Source organism: Micromonospora sp. DT68, assembly GCF_049847245.1.
GTDB classification, from domain to species: domain Bacteria; phylum Actinomycetota; class Actinomycetes; order Mycobacteriales; family Micromonosporaceae; genus Micromonospora; species Micromonospora profundi.
This window is the reverse complement of sequence record NZ_JBNCNZ010000005.1, coordinates 212,055-227,052: the sequence shown is the minus strand read 5'-3', so window position 1 is coordinate 227,052 and position 14,998 is coordinate 212,055. Positions and strand designations below refer to the sequence as shown.

At 71.3% G+C, this 14,998-nt stretch carries 12 protein-coding genes; 8 read left to right on the top strand and 4 right to left on the bottom strand.

Translation table 11 applies throughout. The features are described 5' to 3' along the window. Positions 1–79 precede the first annotated feature (79 nt). Positions 80–1,123 carry a LacI family DNA-binding transcriptional regulator gene (locus ACPXB1_RS11770; protein WP_355589054.1) on the bottom strand — a complete coding sequence of 348 codons (1,044 nt, stop codon included), beginning with the start codon at positions 1,121–1,123 and terminating at the stop codon, positions 80–82. Between the two features lie 277 nt (positions 1,124–1,400). Between ACPXB1_RS11770 and ACPXB1_RS11765 the strand changes: the two genes are divergently transcribed. The 4 genes from ACPXB1_RS11765 to ACPXB1_RS11750 all read left to right on the top strand — a co-directional run bounded on the left by ACPXB1_RS11765 (position 1,401) and on the right by ACPXB1_RS11750 (position 8,192). Then, positions 1,401–2,504, top strand: coding sequence for a Gfo/Idh/MocA family protein (locus ACPXB1_RS11765; protein ID WP_355589432.1), 1,104 nt, complete (start codon positions 1,401–1,403; stop codon positions 2,502–2,504). Continuing rightward, the gene (locus ACPXB1_RS11760; protein WP_425735208.1) at positions 2,501–3,655 is read left to right on the top strand and encodes a dihydrodipicolinate synthase family protein; all 1,155 of its coding nucleotides are present in this window, start codon (positions 2,501–2,503) and stop codon (positions 3,653–3,655) included. The genes ACPXB1_RS11765 and ACPXB1_RS11760 overlap by 4 nt, the downstream gene beginning before the upstream one ends. Before the next feature lie 215 nt (positions 3,656–3,870). Then, positions 3,871–4,668, top strand: a complete 798-nt coding sequence (locus ACPXB1_RS11755; RefSeq protein WP_425735297.1) for a sugar phosphate isomerase/epimerase family protein — start codon at positions 3,871–3,873, stop codon at positions 4,666–4,668. Between the two features lie 737 nt (positions 4,669–5,405). Further along, the gene (locus ACPXB1_RS11750) at positions 5,406–8,192 is read left to right on the top strand and encodes a S8 family serine peptidase (RefSeq protein WP_425735207.1); all 2,787 of its coding nucleotides are present in this window, start codon (positions 5,406–5,408) and stop codon (positions 8,190–8,192) included. 128 nt (positions 8,193–8,320) lie between these two features. Here ACPXB1_RS11750 and ACPXB1_RS11745 read toward each other — a convergent pair whose 3' ends face one another. The 3 genes from ACPXB1_RS11745 to ACPXB1_RS11735 all read right to left on the bottom strand — a co-directional run bounded on the left by ACPXB1_RS11745 (position 8,321) and on the right by ACPXB1_RS11735 (position 11,953). Further along, positions 8,321–9,088 carry a hypothetical protein gene (locus tag ACPXB1_RS11745; RefSeq protein WP_355632267.1) on the bottom strand — a complete coding sequence of 256 codons (768 nt, stop codon included), beginning with the start codon at positions 9,086–9,088 and terminating at the stop codon, positions 8,321–8,323. A 105-nt stretch (positions 9,089–9,193) separates the two neighbouring features. Further along, the gene (locus ACPXB1_RS11740) at positions 9,194–10,750 is read right to left on the bottom strand and encodes an NAD(P)/FAD-dependent oxidoreductase (RefSeq protein ID WP_355632265.1); all 1,557 of its coding nucleotides are present in this window, start codon (positions 10,748–10,750) and stop codon (positions 9,194–9,196) included. A 330-nt stretch (positions 10,751–11,080) separates the two neighbouring features. Next, positions 11,081–11,953, bottom strand: a complete 873-nt coding sequence (locus ACPXB1_RS11735; protein WP_425735206.1) for an NAD(P)-binding protein — start codon at positions 11,951–11,953, stop codon at positions 11,081–11,083. A gap of 185 nt (positions 11,954–12,138) precedes the next feature. Between ACPXB1_RS11735 and ACPXB1_RS11730 the strand changes: the two genes are divergently transcribed. The 4 genes from ACPXB1_RS11730 to ACPXB1_RS11715 all read left to right on the top strand — a co-directional run bounded on the left by ACPXB1_RS11730 (position 12,139) and on the right by ACPXB1_RS11715 (position 14,961). Continuing rightward, on the top strand, positions 12,139–13,374 hold the full coding sequence (locus ACPXB1_RS11730) for a hypothetical protein (RefSeq protein ID WP_355632262.1): 1,236 nt from the start codon (positions 12,139–12,141) through the stop codon (positions 13,372–13,374). Positions 13,375–13,407: 33 nt separating this feature from the next. Next, a complete protein-coding gene (locus tag ACPXB1_RS11725) occupies positions 13,408–13,848 on the top strand; it encodes a hypothetical protein (protein ID WP_355589066.1) in 441 nt (146 codons plus the stop codon). A gap of 84 nt (positions 13,849–13,932) precedes the next feature. After that, on the top strand, positions 13,933–14,505 hold the full coding sequence (locus ACPXB1_RS11720) for a GNAT family N-acetyltransferase (RefSeq protein WP_355632260.1): 573 nt from the start codon (positions 13,933–13,935) through the stop codon (positions 14,503–14,505). Between the two features lie 42 nt (positions 14,506–14,547). Next, positions 14,548–14,961, top strand: a complete 414-nt coding sequence (locus ACPXB1_RS11715) for a hypothetical protein (RefSeq protein ID WP_053659728.1) — start codon at positions 14,548–14,550, stop codon at positions 14,959–14,961. Positions 14,962–14,998 lie beyond the last annotated feature (37 nt).

Below are 14,998 nucleotides of genomic sequence, written 5' to 3'. Positions count from 1 at the left end.
CGGGTGGCGTCCGACCACACGTCGGGCGCCACCCGCGCCGGATCGTCAAGCCGTGCCGATCGTCAAGCGGTGCCGACCGTCAGGCCGTGCCTGCGGTGTCCCGACCGTGCTGCGGGGCGGGGCCGGCGGTGCCCCGGCGAACCAGTTCGGCGGGGAGCACCTCGACCCGGGGCGTCGGCGTCTGCGCGCCGAGCACCATGGACATCGTCCGGACCCCCATGTCGACGAGCGGCAGCCGCACTGTGGTCAGTGCCGGAGTCACATCCCGGGCGATCGGCATGTCGTCGAAGCCGACCACGGAGACCTGCCGGGGCACGTCCAACGAGCGGGACCGAAGGGTGGCGAGCGTGCCGATCGCCATCGAGTCGTTGAGCGCCACGATCGCGGTCAGGTCCGGGTCGGCGTCGAGCAGCCGGGCGGTTGCCTCGGCGCCGCCGTCGCGGTCGAATTCGGCGTACCGGATGCGTCGTTCGGGAAGCTCGCGGCCCTGCTCGTCGAGGGCCTGCCGGAGCCCGGCGAGCCGGTCGGTGGTGGTGGTGAGGATGCGTGGGCCGGCGACCACGCCGATCGCCCGGTGGCCCAGCTCGCACAGCTCCCGGCCGGCGAGGTAGCCGCCCGTCCGGTTGTCGGGCATCACCGCGTCGCCGAAGTGCTCGTGCCGGCCGATCACCGCGACCCGCCCGCCGGTCGCCTCGTACGCGGCGAGTTTCTCGTTGAGCTGTCGGGTGAACGCGTCGTCGTGATAGCCGGAGCCGGCCAGGATCAGTGCCGCCACCTGGTGGCCGCGCAGCAGCTCGACATACTCCAGCTCGCGCTCCGGGTCGCGGTAGCTGTTGCAGATCATCAGCAGCCGGCCCCGGTCGGTGGCGACGCGTTGCAGTCCACGGGTGATCTCGGCGAAGTACGGGTCGGAGACGTCGTGCACGATCACGCCGACCGCGCTGCGGTGTGAGCGGGCCAGCAGTTGGGCGTGGGCGTTCGGCACGTACTGCAACTCGGCGACGGCGGCGAGCACCCGTTCGCGCAGTTCGTCGGTGACCGGCTTGCTGCTGCCGTTGATCACGCGGGAGGCGGTGGCGGGCGAGACGCCTGCTCGTCGTGCCACATCGGACAGCGTCGCCATGGCCGCCCCTTCGTTCTGTTGCCGGCGTTTCGCCGTGCCGGCCGAAACGCCACGGTACCGCAGTGAAAGCCCTTTCCCGCAGCCAGGCCCGAGGGGTGTGACGTGGACCAAGGAAAGGCCTTGCCTGGCGTGTGCGGCCCGCCTACGCTTCCGGGAAAGCGTTTGCCTGACCGCCGCCCGGCAGGCTCCCCTGCTGCTGCGCCGGGCTCAGAGGAGGTTCCGCGTGACCACGACCCGTAGGTCGATCGGCATCATCGTCAACGGTGTGACCGGCAGGATGGGCTACCGGCAGCACCTGGTCCGGTCGCTGCTTGCCATCCGTGAAGCCGGGGGCGTGGCGTTGGCCGACGGCACGACCATCTGGCCGGAACCCGTGCTTGTCGGGCGCAACGAGACCAAGCTGCGGGAACTCGCGCAGCGGCACGGCCTGACCGAGTGGAGCACCGACCTCACCTCAGCGCTGGCCCGCGACGACGTCGAGATCTACTTCGACTCCCAGGTCACCCAACAGCGGGAAAAGGCGATCCGGCAGGCCATCGAGGCCGGCAAGCACATCTACACGGAGAAGCCCCTCGCCGAGGACACCGCCGCCGCACTGGACCTCGCGCGGGCCGCCGACGCGGCCGGCGTACGCACCGGCGTCGTCCAGGACAAACTCTTCCTGCCCGGCCTGCGCAAACTCAAGCGGCTCATCGACGGCGGCTTCTTCGGCCGCATCCTGTCGGTGCGCGGCGAGTTCGGCTACTGGGTCTTCGAGGGCGACTGGCAGCCCGCCCAACGTCCGTCGTGGAACTACCGGGCCGAGGACGGCGGTGGCATCGTCGTCGACATGTTCCCGCACTGGCACTACGTGCTTGAGGAGCTGTTCGGGCGGGTGAACGCCGTCTCCTGCGTCACCGCCACCCACGTGCCGGAGCGCGTCGACGAGGACGGCCGCACCTACGCGGCAACCGCCGACGACTCGGCGTACGGCACCTTCGAACTCGACGGCGGGGTGATCGCGCAGATCAACTCGTCCTGGGCGGTGCGGGTGTTCCGCGACGAACTCGTGGAGTTCCAGGTCGACGGCACCGAGGGCAGCGCTGTGGCAGGGCTGCGCCGTTGCCGGGCACAGCACCGGGCGGTGACGCCGAAGCCGGTGTGGAACCCGGACCTGCCGGTCACCGAGAACTTCCGGGCACAGTGGACCGAGGTGCCCGACAACGAGGAGTTCGACAACGGTTTCAAGGTGCAGTGGGAGGCGTTCCTGCGGCACGTCGTGGCCGGTGAGCCGTTCCGGTGGGACTTCCTGGCCGGGGCGCGCGGCGTCCAGCTCGCCGAACTGGGGCTGCGCTCCGCCCGCGAGGGCGTTCGTGTCGAGGTGCCGGAGCTGCGCTCATGACCGCACCCGAGGTGGTGCTGCCCGGTGGGCGACGGCACCGACTGGCCGCCGGGGCGGGCTTCGACCGTCCGGCCACGCCGGCCGCCAGCCGCATCGCGTACGCCGCGGCCCACGTCGTCGCCGACCCGGGCGCGGAAAACGTGCCGGGCACCCCGGCGGCGGTGGACTGGGACACCACGCTGGCCTTCCGCCGGCACCTGTGGTCGTACGGGCTCGGGGTCGCCGAGGCGATGGACACCGCCCAGCGGGGGATGGGGCTCGACTATCCGGCGACCCGGGAGCTGATTCGACGCAGCGCCGCCGAAGCGCGCGCGGTCGGTGGGCGGATCGTCGCCGGGGTCGGCACGGATCAGCTTCCCGCCGGTCCGGCCACCCTTGCCGCCGTGACCTCCGCGTACATCGAGCAGCTCGGCGACGTCCGCGCGGCCGGCGCCCGGCCGGTGCTGATGTGCAGCCGGCACCTGGCCGCCGCCGCGCGCGGCCCGGAAGATTACCTGCGGGTGTACGACGAGCTGCTCACCGCCGCCGACGAGCCGGTGGTGTTGCACTGGCTGGGCCCGATGTTCGATCCGGCGCTGACCGGCTACTGGGGTGCCGATGATCTGGACCTGGCAGCCGACACGGTGGTCGAGCTGATCAAGGCGCACCAGTCCAGAGTGGACGGCATCAAGGTGTCGCTGCTCGACGCCGGCCGGGAGATCGCACTCCGTCGCCGGCTGCCTGCCGGGGTGCGCCTCTACACCGGCGACGACTTCCACTACCCGGAGCTGATCCGGGGCGACGATGTCGGCCACTCCGACGCGCTGCTCGGGGTGTTCGCGGCCATCGCACCGGCCGCCGCCGCCGCGCTGGCCGCGCTGGATCGCGGCGACCTGGCGGCGTACGACGAGATCTTCGCGCCGACAGTACCGCTGGCGCGGCACCTGTTCGCGGCGCCGACCTGGCACTACAAGACGGGCATCGTGTTCCTGGCCTGGCTGGCCGGGCATCAGGACCATTTCACGATGGTCGGCGGCGCGCAGTCCGGCCGGTCACCCGCGCACCTGGCCACCCTGCTCACCCTGGCCGACGCGGCGGGCCTGCTGCCCGACGCCGACCTGGCCGCAGCGCGGGCCCGAGCGTTCTTCACCGTGGCGGGGGTGGCCCAGTGAGCGCGAGGAGTGAGCCGGTTTTGCGAGCCCCGCAGTCGCGAACGGAGGCTGGCTCGGTGAGCGCGAGGAGTGAGCCGGTTTTGCGAGCCCCGCAGTCGCGAGCGGAGGCTGGCTCGGTGAGCGCGAGGAGTGAGCCGGTTTTGCGAGCCCCGCAGTCGCGAGCGGAGGCTGGCTCGGTGAGCGGGGCGGCGGACTCACCACCGGTCGCCGGCGGGCTGGAGCGCTTTTCGTTCAACCAGGCGACCGCCCAGCGCTGGCCGCTGCCGGACGTGGTGGCCGGCTGCGTGGCGGCCGGTGTGCCCGGCATCGGGTTGTGGCGTGAGCCGGTGGCGGAGTACGGCCTGGCCCGGTCGGCGAAGCTGGTCCGCGACGCCGGCCTCACCGTCACGTCGCTGTGCCGGGGTGGCTTCTTCTCCGCCGACGACTGGCGCTCGGAGAACCTGCGGGCCATCGAGGAGGCCGCCACGCTCGGCGCTCCGGAGCTGGTGCTCGTCTCCGGCGGTCTGCCGCTGGGCAGTCGGGACGTCGACGGGGCACGGCGTCGGGTCGCCGATGCGATCGGCGAGTTGGTTCCGCACGCGGCGGCGGCCGGCGTGCGCCTGGCGATCGAGCCGCTGCACCCGATGTTCGCCGCCGACCGGTGCGTGATCTCGACTCTCGGCCAGGCACTGGACATCGCCGAGCGGTTCGACCCGGCGGTGGTCGGCGTCGTCGTGGACGCGTACCACGTGTGGTGGGACGACACGGTGTACACGCAGATCGCGCGTGCCGGCGCGCGGATCGCCGCGTTCCAGGTCTGCGACTGGGTGACGCCGCTGCCGGAGGGGGTGCTGCTCGGACGGGCGCTGCCCGGTGCGGGCTGCATCGAGCTCCGTCGGCTGCGGGAGGCGGTGGACGGGGCAGGTTATGTCGGTCCGATCGAGGTGGAGGTCTTCTCCGCCGAGGTCTGGGCGCGTCCGGGCGCGGAGGTGTTGGACGCGGCCATCGACGGTTATCTGCGTCACGTCGTCTGAGCCGCACGAACGGCTGTGCCCGGAGAGCGTGCCGAAGACGGAGAGCCATGCCCGAATTGCCGTTTCTGGGCTCGTTGATCGTGCGAGGTGACCCGGTGGCCCACCTGCGAGCTGGTCAGCGGCCGCTCGCAGGAGGTGCGACTGGCGGCGATCCAGGAGCTGGCCCGGTATTGGAGGACCGACTGCGGCGTCGGGGTCGCTTCCTGCTCTGAGGGTGTACCAGGGCAACCGCACCCGTAGGCGTTGATGATCGGCTCCGTTGAGGGCTCGATCGGGGAGGTCCGGAACGGCCTGGTCACACGCATGGTGATCTTTCCGGTACCGGCGTTCCGTAACGCCGCGCAAACCGTCCTTTAACCGGGGCTGCCTTAGGTGAGGGGATCACTTCCAACGCGGAAGTTGTGCAAGATGATCTTCGCTCCACAGGGGAGCACGCGAAAGGAGTCTCGTGGCTAACAGCACGAGCAGAGCCATGCTGCGAAGATTGGCGACATCGACGATGGTCGTCGCCATGATCACCGGCACAACCGGTATCGCGGCATCGGCAGCCCCCGGAGGACAGCCGGCCACCAACGGCCCGGGTTACTTCTCCACCGGGTCGGACCGGAAGGTCACCCTCACCGACGGCGTCGACCGTCGACCCGACGGCAGCCACGCGGCCAGCCCTGGACGCCACCGGAGCAGGCCTGTACGTCGTCGAACTGGCCGAGGAGCCGTTGACCCGGTACGCCGGTGGCGTGTCCGGGCTGACGCGGACCCGTCCGGAGCCGGGCACCCGACTGGACGTGACGTCGACGCCGGCGCAGGCGTATCGCCGACACCTCGACGCGCAGCGGGCCGCCGTCGCCGGCGCGGCCGGCATCGAGGTCAGAACGGCCTACACCGCGGCCTTCAACGGATTCTCGGCGCGGCTGACCGCCCAGCAGGCCACCGCGTTGCGGGCCGACAAGCGCGTCCGTGCCGTCACCGCGGCGCAGGCGCTCGGAACCCGGACGACGTCGCCCGATCCGAGCGCTGCCACCTCGACCGCTGCCACCCCGACCGGGGCCGCAGGGGTCGAGCCGCCTTCGCCGACCACGGGTGCGGACCGCCCCGAGCCGGGTAAGCCTGGCAAGCCGGCCAAGCCGGGGCCCGGGACGGGTGCGGGCATGGTGATCGGTGTCCTGGACACCGGCATCTGGCCGGAGAGCGCGTCGTTCGCCAAGAAGATGCCCGCACCGGCGGGCTGGCACGGTACCTGCCAGACCGGTGTCGCCTTCGTGGCCGAGCACTGCAACGGCAAGATCGTGGGCGCCCGGTACTTCGCCGACTCGTGGCTCGCCTACGGCGGCTCGGTGCCCGCGGGTGAGCTGCTGTCCCCCCGCGACGTGGTCGGGCACGGCACCCATACCGCCTCCACCGCGGCGGGTCTGCCACTGCAGAACGTCACGATCGACGGCCGCCGCTTCGGTCCCGTCTCCGGGGTTGCCCCGGACGCCCAGATCGCCGTCTACAAGGTGCTCTGGGGCGGCACCGGCTACGACGCCGACATCATCGCCGGCATCGACGCCGCGGTCGCCGACGGGGTGAACGTCCTCAACTTCTCGATCGGTAGCGAACTCGGTGACTGGGAGGCCAACACCCCCATCGGCATCGCGTTCCTCAACGCCTCGCTGGCCGGGGTCTTCGTGGCCGCGTCGGCGGGCAACACCGGCATCGTGAGCGGGGCGATCAGCAACGCGGCGCCGTGGGTGACAACTGTCGGCGCTGCGGTGACGAAGCCCGACGAGGCGACGCTCAAGCTGGGCGACGGCACGAAGCTCGTCGGCGGTTCGCTGGACCTTCTGCCCGACGGCGTCTCCCGCCCGCTCGTCTTCGGCGAGCAGGCCGGGTCGTTGGAGCAGTGGGCTGCGTACTGCGAACCGGGGAGCCTCGACCCTGCCAAGATCAAGGGCAAGGTGGTCGCCTGTGCGCTGTCCGATCTGTTCGGATCGGTCGCCGAGATCAAGGCCAAGGGCGGCGTGGGGATGGTGGTGTTCGACCCGGCCGGCAACTACCGGATCAACTCCATCTTCAACTTCCCGGTGGTCTACCTGCCGACCAAGAAGCAGGCCGGCACGTTGTTCACCTACCTGATGCGCCACCCCACCGACGCGACGGTCTCTCTGCGAAGCGGCGGTGACGGCTCCAGCATCCCGGGCATTCCCAGCGTCGCGGACTTCTCCTCGACCGGCCCGGACAAGGTGACGCTCGGCGTCTTCAAGCCGGACCTGGTCGCGCCGGGGTCGAACGTCATCGCCGCAGTCTCCCCGGCGGGCAACTTCGGGCGAAACTACGACGCGTACTCCGGCACCTCGATGGCCTCGCCGTACGTGGCCGGCGCGGCGGCGATCCTGCGCGCCACGCACCCGGACTGGTCACCGGGTGCGGTCGCCTCGGCGTTGCGGACCACCGCCACCGACACCGTCGGCACCAGCAACCCCCTGGACCAGGGCAGTGGGTTCATCAACCTGGCCAAGGCCACCGACCCCGGTCTGGTCATCCAGCCGACGGCCGCGGACCTGGTCAGGTTCAGCGAGACCGCCCAGCCCGACGGCAAGGAACTCAACCTGCCGGCCATCTCGTTGCGCGAGTACGACGGCACCCGCCCGGTGACGATCACCCGCACCCTGACCAACGTGGGCAAGGCGCGGGAAACGTACCGCTCGTCGGTGTCCGGCCTGGACGGCATGAAGGTAAGCGCGACTCCGGCATCGGTGACGCTGGAGCCGGGCAAGTCCGCCACGGTGACCATCGCCGTGCGCCGGGGCAACGCGCCCTGGGACCGGTACGTGACCGGGTCGATCACCTGGCGCGGCAAGGCCCACAGTGCCCGCATCCCGGTCGCCGCCCGACCGTGGGGAATCACCCCCCGGCCCTACGCCGACGACGGTGAGGAGTTCGGCCGGATGGTCAACGGCGCGTTCGGCGCGCTCCAGCCGGGCTTCACGGGGCCACTCGCCGGCCGCAGCACCGGCTACACGCCGATGGTGCGGAAGGCGTACTCGATGCCGGCCGGCGTCGACGGCGGGGTGTTCGACCCGAACGCCACCGGAGTGAAGAAGGTCGACTTCACAGTGCCGGCGAACACCGCCGGCATCGTCGTCGAGGTCCACACCGACAACCCGAACGCGAACCTGGATCTCTACCTGTACAAGGGTGGCACCCTGATCCACCGCAGTGACAGATCCTGGACCAGCGAGGAGCAGGCGTACAAGTTCCTGCCCGAGCCGGGGCGCTACAGCGCGTACGTGTTCGCCCAGGTCCCCGGCGGCCCGGTCGTCAACTTCGAACTGAGCCACGCCATCGTCGGTCGTAACGCCACGTACTCGGCCACCACGCTGACCGTCCCTCGCACGGCGGAGCGCGGCATGACGACCAACTTCACGCTGAAGCCGAACGAGTCGCTGCCCGAGGGCGACGTCTGGGCCTACACCGAGTGGAGCACCAACGGCACGGTCATCCCCGGAAACCTCGTCTACACGCGGCGAGACTCCTGGGAGTAACAGACACCGACCGGTGGGGTGGTGCGTTCCAAACGCGCCACCCCACCGCTGTGTCATCCGCGTCAGACCAGCGGCTGCGCCGAGCGGCCGCCGTCGACGGCCACGCCCGTGGGCGGTAGTGCGAGCGCCTAGCGCTGCCAGTCGTCGAGAGCCTGCACGCCGTTGCGTACGGCCTGGTCCAGGACGGCCGGGTTGCCGCTGGTGCCTTCCCAACCCTGGTCGTTGAACACGGTGACCGCGCTGTCTACGCGCGCCACAGCGATCTGGCTGGTGGCGGTGCCGCCGGTGCGTTCTCCGTTCAGGCTCGTCTCGGCCCACGTCCGGGTCACCAGCAGGGCCTCGTCGCCGGCCCCGGGCAGCGCGCGGCTCTCGACTTTCACCGGGTTGTCGCCCTGCTTGTAGGTGGGGCACGCCTGCACGGCGCTGCGAACGCGCTTCAGGTAGTCAGCGGCGCCGTCGCCGTCGAAGGTGAAGATGGTCTGGTGGATCATGCCCTGCGGAACGTTCGAGGGTGGTTCGTTGGCCTTCTTGTAGGTGGCGGTCATGGCGGCGCTGGCGGTCACCTGCCGGCCGCCGGTGCCGAACTCGTTGGCGCACAACTTCGGTAGGGCGTTGGAGACCGGCGTTGTCTGTCGGGGCGACTTGCGCAGCTCGGGAGGCAGCTCGAAGAAGGCCGACGTGGGAATCGTCGTCGGTCGGGCGCTGGCCGTCGGTGACGGCTGGTCGACCGGGTTCGTCGCGGTCACCACGGCGCTCGGTGCCGGCGTCGCCGACCCCGAAGCGGTCGGCGGCGCGCCGTTGGTGCAGGCCGCGCCCATCGTGGCGGTGCCGAGCAGCGGCAGGATCAGCGCCAGTGCCCTCGTCGTCCGGGTGGTCGGTGGTGCGGACCGGCTCATGGTTACCCCCATCTCCACACCAGCAGTTTCCGCCGACCGGTACGCCGAAACGCGCACTGTCGCATCGACACGCCGCACGACGGAGCGTTCGCGGCCCCGGTTCCCTCAGGCCAGCGGCAGCTCCGGGGTCCGCTCACCGTCACCTGCCGCGCGTACCCCGACCGGCGCCGTGATCGGTGCCGTGGTGATGCGACTCGGCAGCACCGGGGCGTCCCGGCCCGTGCCCCGGCCGCCGCCGTCGGAGGACTGCTCGTGGTAGTCCTGCTCCACGTTCACCGACCAGACGTCGTGCGTACTGCCGGTGGCGATGTTCTCGGCGGCGAGCATGGCGGTCAGCATCGAGTGGTCCTGGTTGTTGTAGCGGTGCATGCCGTTGCGGCCTACCGGGTGCACGTTCGGCACCTCCTCGGCCAGCCACGCCCGGATCACGTCCACGTTGTGCTGGTAGCGCTCGTCGTACACCGGGTAGGCCTTCGGCATCCGCACGACGTAGCCGGCCTCCACCACGCCGGGCCGGACCAACCCCAACCGCTCCAGCTCCGCGGTCGCCAACGCCACGAGGTCGGCGTCCGGGGTACGCCACATCTCGTCGTCCTCGAAGACGAAATACTCCAGGCCCAGGCAGGTGCGGCCGTCCTTGACGAGGTACGGCGACCAGGAGCCGAAGTTCTGGATCCGGCCGACCCGCACCGCCGGGTCGTGCACGTAGATCCAGTTGTCAGGGAACGAGAACTCCGCGGGCACCACCAGTGCGACAGTCAGGAAGTCCCGGTAGCGCAGGTCGGTGGCGCAGGCCAGCACCTCCGGCGGCGCGGCCGGGCGCAGCGCCGCCACCAGCTCCGAGATCGGCATTGACGAGATCACGTCGTCGGCGGGCACTGTGCGCTGCCCGCCCGCGCCGTTCACCGTCACGCTTATCGCCCGCCGCAGCCGCGGGTCGCGGTGCACGGCTGTCACCCAGGTGCCGGTGGACAACTGCCCGCCGCGCTGGCGTACCTGCTCGGCGCAGCGTTCCCACATCATCCCCGGGCCGTACTTCGGGTACTGGAACTCCTCGATCAGGCTTGTCACGTCGGTGCGCCGCCGCCGGGGCAGCAGCGCGTTGCGGATCGCCGTGGCCAGCGACAGGTTCTTGATCCGCTGCGCGGCCCAGTCGGCCTGCAACCGGTCCGCGGGCATACCCCAGACCTTCTCGGTGTACGTCTTGAAGAAGATCGAGTACAGCCGCCAGCCGAACCGGGCCGACACCCAGCCCTCGAAGTGTGACTGGTCGCGAGGCGGGCGCAGCCGAGCGCGGGCGTACGAGCCGAGGCAGCGTACGGCCTCCGGCAGCCCCAGGTTGCGCAGCGCGTTCGTGGCGCTGAGCGGGTAGTTGAACAGGGCGCCCCGGTAGAAGATCCGACTCATCCGGGGCCGGGTCAGGAAGTCCTCGTCCGGCAGGATCTCGTGCCAGAACGCCTCCACCCGGGGGACCTTCGTGAAGAACCGGTGCCCGCCGATGTCGAACCGCCAACCGTCGCGCTCCACGGTCCGGCTGATCCCGCCGACCACCTCGTCGGCCTCGAACACCTGGACCGGCCGACCGTGCCGGAGCAGCTCGTAGGCGGCCGTGAGCCCCGCCGGCCCCGCACCGATGACCACTGTGCCGTGCTGCTCGCTCATGTCGCCGTACTCCCTGCTCACTGCCGTTGTCGAGGCGCGGCGCGTACCCGTTCTGCGGCAGTTGTCACCTTCGCGACTCAGTGGTGCTGAGTTTCCGCTCCGCCCGAGCGTGATGGGGCGTACAACAGAAAAGGGGCGAACCCCCGCGCGGCGGGTGGGCCGGTCGGACCGGGGAAGCGGGGCGGATGCACCGGTGGCGAAGCGGCCGGCGGCCGGCGGCGCTGGCCGCGCGGGTGGCCGGCGCGGCCGACGCCGCCACGCGCCTGGCCCGCCGGGTTCCGGCGCCCTGGCCGTACGTGATCGCGCTGTTCCTCGGCGCGAAGCTGCTGCTCACGCTCGTCGGGCTGCTGACCCTGCACGCCTGGGACGGCATCCCCGCAGCGCCGCCGCCGGACGAGGCGCTGATGTGGGCGCAGCAGCGGGAGATCTCCGGGCACCGCTGGATCTCGTTACGCTTATCGCCCGCCGCAGCCGCGGGTCGCGGTGCACGGCTGTCACCCAGGTGCCGGTGGACAACTGCCCGCCGCGCTGGCGTACCTGCTCGGCGCAGCGTTCCCACATCATCCCCGGGCCGTACTTCGGGTACTGGAACTCCTCGATCAGGCTTGTCACGTCGGTGCGCCGCCGCCGGGGCAGCAGCGCGTTGCGGATCGCCGTGGCCAGCGACAGGTTCTTGATCCGCTGCGCGGCCCAGTCGGCCTGCAACCGGTCCGCGGGCATACCCCAGACCTTCTCGGTGTACGTCTTGAAGAAGATCGAGTACAGCCGCCAGCCGAACCGGGCCGACACCCAGCCCTCGAAGTGTGACTGGTCGCGAGGCGGGCGCAGCCGAGCGCGGGCGTACGAGCCGAGGCAGCGTACGGCCTCCGGCAGCCCCCGGTTGCGCAGCGCGTTCGTGGCGCTGAGCGGGTAGTTGAACAGGGCGCCCCGGTAGAAGATCCGACTCATCCGGGGCCGGGTCAGGAAGTCCTCGTCCGGCAGGATCTCGTGCCAGAACGCCTCCACCCGGGGGACCTTCGTGAAGAACCGGTGCCCGCCGATGTCGAACCGCCAACCGTCGCGCTCCACGGTCCGGCTGATCCCGCCGACCACCTCGTCGGCCTCGAACACCTGGACCGGCCGACCGTGCAGGAGCAGCTCGTAGGCGGCCGTGAGCCCCGCCGGCCCCGCACCGATGACCACTGTGCCGTGCTGCTCGCTCATGTCGCCGTACTCCCTGCTCACTGCCGTTGTCGAGGCGCGGCGCGTACCCGTTCTGCGGCAGTTGTCACCTTCGCGACTCAGTGGTGCTGAGTTTCCGCTCCGCCCGAGCGTGATGGGGCGTACAACAGAAAAGGGGCGAACCCCCGCGCGGCGGGTGGGCCGGTCGGACCGGGGAAGCGGGGCGGATGCACCGGTGGCGAAGCGGCCGGCGGCCGGCGGCGCTGGCCGCGCGGGTGGCCGGCGCGGCCGACGCCGCCACGCGCCTGGCCCGCCGGGTTCCGGCGCCCTGGCCGTACGTGATCGCGCTGTTCCTCGGCGCGAAGCTGCTGCTCACGCTCGTCGGGCTGCTGACCCTGCACGCCTGGGACGGCATCCCCGCAGCGCCGCCGCCGGACGAGGCGCTGATGTGGGCGCAGCAGCGGGAGATCTCCGGGCACCGCTGGATCTCGTTCTGGTTCGCCTGGGACGCGCTGCTCTACCTGCGGCTCAGCGAACTGCCGCTTACCGGAGCGCCGTGGAACGACTTCGGGTTTCCGCTGCTGTATCCGTTCCTGGCCCGGCCGGTCGGCGCGCTGCTCGGCGGCGACAACGCGCTGGCCCTGCTCTTGATCAGCAACGTGGCGTTCCTGCTGGCCCTCTGGTACGGCTACCGGCTTGCCGAGGTGCTGCTCGGCGACGCGGACGCGGCCCGCCGGTTCACCAGGTACCTCGTGCTGCTGCCGACCGCGTTCCTGTTCCAGGCGGCGCTCACCGAGTCGCTCTTCGTCTGCCTCGCGTTGGCAGCGTTCTACCACGCCGAGCGGGGCCAGTGGCTGCTCGTCGGCGTGATCGGCTACTTCCTGGCGATGAGCCGGTCGGTCGGCCTGCTCGTCGCGCTGCCGCTGGCACTGGTGCTGCTGCGCCAGCACGACTGGAGACTCGGCCCTCGCCAACTGCTCGGATACCTGCGGATCGGCTGGCCGCTGTTGCTGCTGCCCGCCGGCTGGTTCACCTTCATGGCGTTCTGCCGGTGGCGTGGCGGGGACTGGTTCGCCTACCAGCACGCCCAGCAGACCGGCTGGGGGATCGAGGTGCAGAACCCGGTGCCGGTGCTGCTCGACGGGTTGACCGGGGAACCGCGCGACGCCGTCCGGGTCGCCTTCGCCGTTGTCGTCCTGGCGATCCTGGCCGCCGGGTTCCGCCGCCGCGACGTGGCCTACGTGGTCTACGGAGTGCTCATGGTGCTGGTGCCGCTGTCGATGGGGCCGCCGGTCTACAAGAGCCTGCTGCGTTACCTGCTCGCGGTGTTCCCGGTCGCACTGGTGCTGGCCCGCTGGGCGCGCCGGGCCACCGTCGACGTGTGGTTGACCGCCGTGCTCGCCGTGGTGCAGGGCGCGCTGTTCGTGCTCTGGCTCAGCTACTGGACCCACATGATCATCTGATTGGACCGCCCTCGGCCGGGGCAGGTTGAGGCGATGACCGAGCCACTGGTGAGCCTCGACGATCTGGGCGCCTGGCTGATCAAGGGCAACGCCGACCGGGTCGACCTGACCAGCCGGTTCGCCAGGGATCCCCGGGTGGCCAACTGGTGCGTACGCCCCGGCTACCGGGCGCGGCTGATGCGCGCCGGGCAGCCTGTGGTGTTCTGGGCCAGCGGCAGCCGCGCCCGCCTGCCGTACGGGGTGTGGGGGATCGGCCGGCTCACCGGGGCAGCCGAGCCGGACCCGCCGGGGCAGACCTGGTCGGTGCCCCTGGACCTTACGATCCTCGACGAGGCGGACCGGGTGCCCCGGCAGCGGCTGCGCGCCGACGACCGGCTCGCCGCGCTGGAGGTCTTCCGCCAGCCGCAGGCCGCCAACCCGTCGTACCTCACCGTCGCCCAGTTCGCAGCCCTGCGGACCCACCTGCCGGCCTGAGCGCGGGGGCCGACGCTGCTGTGGCGTACCGGCCTGTGCGAGTCTGCTACCCGTCGTCCGACGCGTACCTGTGTGGAGGCACCCATGTTCGCCCTGCCGCTTACCGACGAGGTCGAACTGCGCCCGCTGGAACCCTGGCGGGCCGAGGAGTTCCTCGCCAACCTCGACAGGTCGCGGGAGCACATCCTGCCCTGGGTGTCGTCGACATTCGTCGCCACCGACCTGCCGTCGGCCCGCGCGGTCTTGCAGCGCTACGCCGACCGCTGGGCCAGCGACAGCGGCGGCATCTGGGGACTGTGGCGGCAGGGGAGGTTGATCGGCGGGGTCATGTTCGTGTCGTTCGACGTCACGATCGGCGTCTGCGAGGTCGGCTGCTGGCTGGAGCCGGCCGCGCAGGGGCGGGGCTTGATGGCCCCCGCGATCCGCCGGATAATCGACTGGGCGGTACGCGAGCGCGGCATCCACCGGGTCGAGTGGCGGACCAACGCCGACAACGTCCGCAGCATCGCCCTGGCCCGCCGGCTCGGCCTGCGCCACGACGGCACCCTGCGGCAGGTCTATCCGGGCCCTGGCGGCCGCATCGACCTGCAGATCTGGTCGGTGCTGGCGCCCGAGTGGCTGGCCCGGCAGGCGGATCCGGAGTCGACCGTCCACTGACGACTGCTGATTTCTGTCGTACCCGGGCGGCACCATGCATCCATGGCCGTTCCCGCGCTCACCCCTCATTCCGACCCGCCGCGTTCCGTGCCGCTGCGTGAGGCGCGCACCCGGTTCAGTCAGCTCGTCGCATTGGCCGAGCTGACCGACGCGGTCACAGTCGTCACCCGCGACGGCGATCCCCGCCCGGTCGCCGCGATCGTCCCCGCCGCAGCCGCCCGCAGCGGCGCCCAGGCCCGCGCCGACGCCGACCGGCTCGCCGCGGTCACCGCCGGTTGGGCCCGCCGCCTCGACGAGCAGCATCGCCGCAGCAGCCAACGGCACGCCGCCGAGCTGGGCGCGGTCCGTGCGGCGCTGGCCGAGGTGTGGGCCGAGTTGGATCGTCGAGTCGTCCCGGGCAGCGATCCGTCGTTGGCCCGGCTGCGCGCAGCCCACGCCGACCTGCTTGCCGGCTGATTCGCGTCCGAAGCCCGAATGGGCCGCGCTCGCGCGC

Excerpts from the sequence above, each read along its gene's own strand:
- ACPXB1_RS11720 (WP_355632260.1), top strand. The coding sequence starts at position 13,933 with ATGTTCGCCCTGCCGCTTACCGACGAGGTCGAACTGCGCCCGCTGGAA.
- ACPXB1_RS11735 (WP_425735206.1), bottom strand. The coding sequence starts at position 11,953 with ATGAGCGAGCAGCACGGCACAGTGGTCATCGGTGCGGGGCCGGCGGGG.
- ACPXB1_RS11760 (WP_425735208.1), top strand. The coding sequence starts at position 2,501 with ATGACCGCACCCGAGGTGGTGCTGCCCGGTGGGCGACGGCACCGACTG.
- ACPXB1_RS11765 (WP_355589432.1), top strand. The coding sequence starts at position 1,401 with ATGGGCTACCGGCAGCACCTGGTCCGGTCGCTGCTTGCCATCCGTGAA.
- ACPXB1_RS11730 (WP_355632262.1), top strand. The coding sequence starts at position 12,139 with ATGCACCGGTGGCGAAGCGGCCGGCGGCCGGCGGCGCTGGCCGCGCGG.
- ACPXB1_RS11740 (WP_355632265.1), bottom strand. The coding sequence starts at position 10,750 with ATGAGCGAGCAGCACGGCACAGTGGTCATCGGTGCGGGGCCGGCGGGG.
- ACPXB1_RS11745 (WP_355632267.1), bottom strand. The coding sequence starts at position 9,088 with ATGAGCCGGTCCGCACCACCGACCACCCGGACGACGAGGGCACTGGCG.
- ACPXB1_RS11715 (WP_053659728.1), top strand. The coding sequence starts at position 14,548 with ATGGCCGTTCCCGCGCTCACCCCTCATTCCGACCCGCCGCGTTCCGTG.
- ACPXB1_RS11725 (WP_355589066.1), top strand. The coding sequence starts at position 13,408 with ATGACCGAGCCACTGGTGAGCCTCGACGATCTGGGCGCCTGGCTGATC.
- ACPXB1_RS11770 (WP_355589054.1), bottom strand. The coding sequence starts at position 1,123 with ATGGCGACGCTGTCCGATGTGGCACGACGAGCAGGCGTCTCGCCCGCC.